The sequence below is a fragment of the Vibrio ichthyoenteri ATCC 700023 genome (assembly GCF_000222605.1).
Classification (GTDB): Bacteria; Pseudomonadota; Gammaproteobacteria; order Enterobacterales; family Vibrionaceae; genus Vibrio; species Vibrio ichthyoenteri.
Genome location: NZ_AFWF01000135.1, coordinates 1 through 2,595 on the forward strand (window position 1 = coordinate 1; position 2,595 = coordinate 2,595).

The 2,595-nt window shown below is 40.7% G+C and carries 5 protein-coding genes and 1 tRNA gene; 2 read left to right on the forward strand and 4 right to left on the reverse strand.

Annotated features, from left to right (window positions below):
- A partial coding sequence (locus tag RH85_RS10180) for a conjugal transfer protein TraG N-terminal domain-containing protein (RefSeq protein ID WP_006712144.1) occupies window positions 1–871 on the forward strand: 871 nt, incomplete at its 5' end.
- 45 nt (window positions 872–916) lie between these two features.
- Here RH85_RS10180 and RH85_RS10185 read toward each other — a convergent pair.
- Window positions 917–1,102 (reverse strand): hypothetical protein, encoded by a 186-nt coding sequence (locus tag RH85_RS10185; protein ID WP_006712145.1) that lies wholly within the window; start codon window positions 1,100–1,102, stop codon window positions 917–919.
- A 147-nt stretch (window positions 1,103–1,249) separates the two neighbouring features.
- Between RH85_RS10185 and RH85_RS10190 the strand changes: the two genes are divergently transcribed.
- Window positions 1,250–1,999 (forward strand): nuclease-related domain-containing protein, encoded by a 750-nt coding sequence (locus RH85_RS10190; RefSeq protein WP_006712146.1) that lies wholly within the window; start codon window positions 1,250–1,252, stop codon window positions 1,997–1,999.
- A 4-nt stretch (window positions 2,000–2,003) separates the two neighbouring features.
- Here the strand turns inward: RH85_RS10190 and RH85_RS10195 are convergent.
- From RH85_RS10195 to RH85_RS23725, 3 genes are all read right to left on the reverse strand, one after another.
- Window positions 2,004–2,078, reverse strand: a tRNA-Gly gene (locus RH85_RS10195).
- A gap of 80 nt (window positions 2,079–2,158) precedes the next feature.
- Window positions 2,159–2,407 carry a hypothetical protein gene (locus tag RH85_RS10200; RefSeq protein WP_006712147.1) on the reverse strand — a complete coding sequence of 83 codons (249 nt, stop codon included), beginning with the start codon at window positions 2,405–2,407 and terminating at the stop codon, window positions 2,159–2,161.
- Window positions 2,408–2,433: 26 nt separating this feature from the next.
- Complete coding sequence (locus RH85_RS23725) at window positions 2,434–2,589, reverse strand: helix-turn-helix domain-containing protein (protein ID WP_420895801.1); 156 nt, start codon at window positions 2,587–2,589, stop codon at window positions 2,434–2,436.
- Window positions 2,590–2,595: the final 6 nt, after the last annotated feature.

A 2,595-nucleotide genomic window follows, 5' to 3' on the forward strand; every position in this document is an offset into this window, starting at 1 on the left:
GCGTCGTGATGATCCGATCCAGAAGAAATATGGAAACAGTGAAATCGACACAACCGCTGCTTATCCCTACTGTGAGCAGTGGTGGAAGTCTGTTGATGAAAACCGTTTTGGGGAGCCTGCGGGGATCAAGTGGCGTATCTACAACGATGTGGCCAAACACTACCCGGAGATTGCGATCGAAGTAAGAAAACCCGATGGATTTTTTGCACGCGTGCTAGGTAAAGAAGTGTCCGAAGCGGAGCGTGTCGATATGCTGGTTGAGCGCGTGCTCAGTGTCGAGCAAACTAATGGGCGTATTGTCCGCGGTTTTGGTTATACGCTTGATAAGACAGCAGATCACAGAGTTCGTGAAATATGGAATGCCGGTGCTGGTTTTGTTGGTGTTCAAACGGGACACATTTTAACCGGTCCCGCTTACTTTGTAGTAAGACAAGCGATGCCGATGCTACAAGCGGTCTTAATGAGCGCGGTTATCATAGCTAGTCCGATAGTACTGACGATCAGTGCGTACAACATCACCACTTTAATGTCGCTTTCACTGGTTTATTCAGGTTTGATGTTCTTAACATTTTGGTGGGAACTGTGCCGAAGTTTAGACAGTAAGCTCATTGAAGGGATCTACAAGCTGAATGAGAATTTAAACCCACTGACAGGCGCTATCAACTACATGGATGACTCTATCTTAAAGCTCGTCATGATCATACTCTATGTCATGATGCCGGCGGTGTGGTTTGGGTTATTGGGGTTTGCAGGATACAAAGTGAACGCAATTGGTATCGATACAGCCTTGGATAAGATTAACAAGAATACTCAGCAGGGATTTGACTTCGCACAGGGCCAAGCTACATCACACATAAAAAAAACAAAATAAATAAACGATTACTTTCAGTCAGGGGATAACAATCCTCTGACTGAATTAATAGTACTCACCTTTTCGCTTCTGTTCTTCATAATAATCATTTGCACCATCACTCCACTTCCCCCAAAAATCATACGAATCTGCCTGCACAGTAGGATTTATCGTATTTTGATATTCTTTAGCTACGCGTAGTTCTTTGTCTTCTTTAAAGGCTTGATGCCATTTTTTTATGAACTGCAACATCACAACCTCCTAGATTTATCGGCGAATCGTCAGTTTCTGTACGTAAATTACTCTTTTATTGAAATGCTTGCAACCACTTTCACATTGGGGCTGGGTCAGTTTATTATGTAACATAATGAATTATTTAATGAGATAAAGGATGTAACTTTGAGAATTAAGAAAATAGCTCTAGCCACAATTATTGGTCTGGTTCTTACTGGACCTATAGGTGCTTTTGCTATTGCTGTGATCGCATTTCTGCTAACAAAAAAAGATAACACACCACCTAAAGAGTCAGCTAGCAGTCATTGGCACATTCCTGACATTTCAGATCTAAATCCATTAAATAGCTCTGAATATAAGAGAAAAGAAGCAGGAAACCATGGCGAAAAACTAATGAAGACGACCCTGCAAGAGTTAAAAGGAAATGTAATAAACGGGTATATAACGACTGAAAACATGGTTTTCAATAACAAGAACTTTGAAATTGATTTTCTAGTTCTTGCCCCTCACGTTGGCTTAGTTGTTGTAGAAGTGAAACACTATTCAGGGAAGGTGTATTGTAGCGATGACAAAAATTGGCATCAGATTAATTCTCAAGGAATAAAAAAATCATATAAAAACGCATCCCTTCAATCATTACGAACCAAATCACTATTAAGCGAAATTCTTACATCAGAAAACATTAACAACTGGCCATTATCGTCAGTTGTTGTATTTACACACCCTACAGCCAATATATATAAACAGAAGGGGACAAAATCACCACAAACTGAAATTTTGATACGAAATACATTTAAAGGATGGCTGAATGAACAAGAAAAACATGATGATGTGATATTTTCGATTGATGATTTTAACAAAATACGGAACTTATTAAAGTCAACCGAGCATGAGTATTCGGGAGCAAGATTCTAAAATCTGGAGCGTGCAGCGGGAATCGAACCCGCATCATCAGCTTGGAAGGCTGAGGTAATAGCCATTATACGATGCACGCTAGGGGGAGGCCCAATCTTACTCAACCGCGCTCTTAATGAAAAGCAATTTAACCAGCCTATTCAACTGGTTGGTTAATTTTTACCTTAATCTCGCGATCGCCTCTTTGATCCGCTCAATTCTCTTTCTATCTTGATACTGGCGGCTTTTGCTATCTTCAAAAGCCAGAACTTCTTGGAGTTTATCAAGCGTTAATCGTGGAGGTGAACCGCGCCCTACTTTCGGCATCACTAACTGACACAGTATAGTATCTGGGCAATACAGGGTTTCATTGTTTTCTCGCAACCAGCGAAAGCATTTGGGACAAAGCTTGTCGGTTTTTTCGTACATAATGTTTTCTGACACAGACTCTTATTTTAGACGGGCACTGATTCAATATTTTTTAACTTGAACTTATCTTGCTTACAGCGAAAGTGACCACGACTAATGCCAAGCATTTTGGCCGCTTTGGTTTGATTACCATTGGTGTGCTTTGTTGCAGCGATGAACAGCTCTTCAGTAACGAGTGGAATGACCCA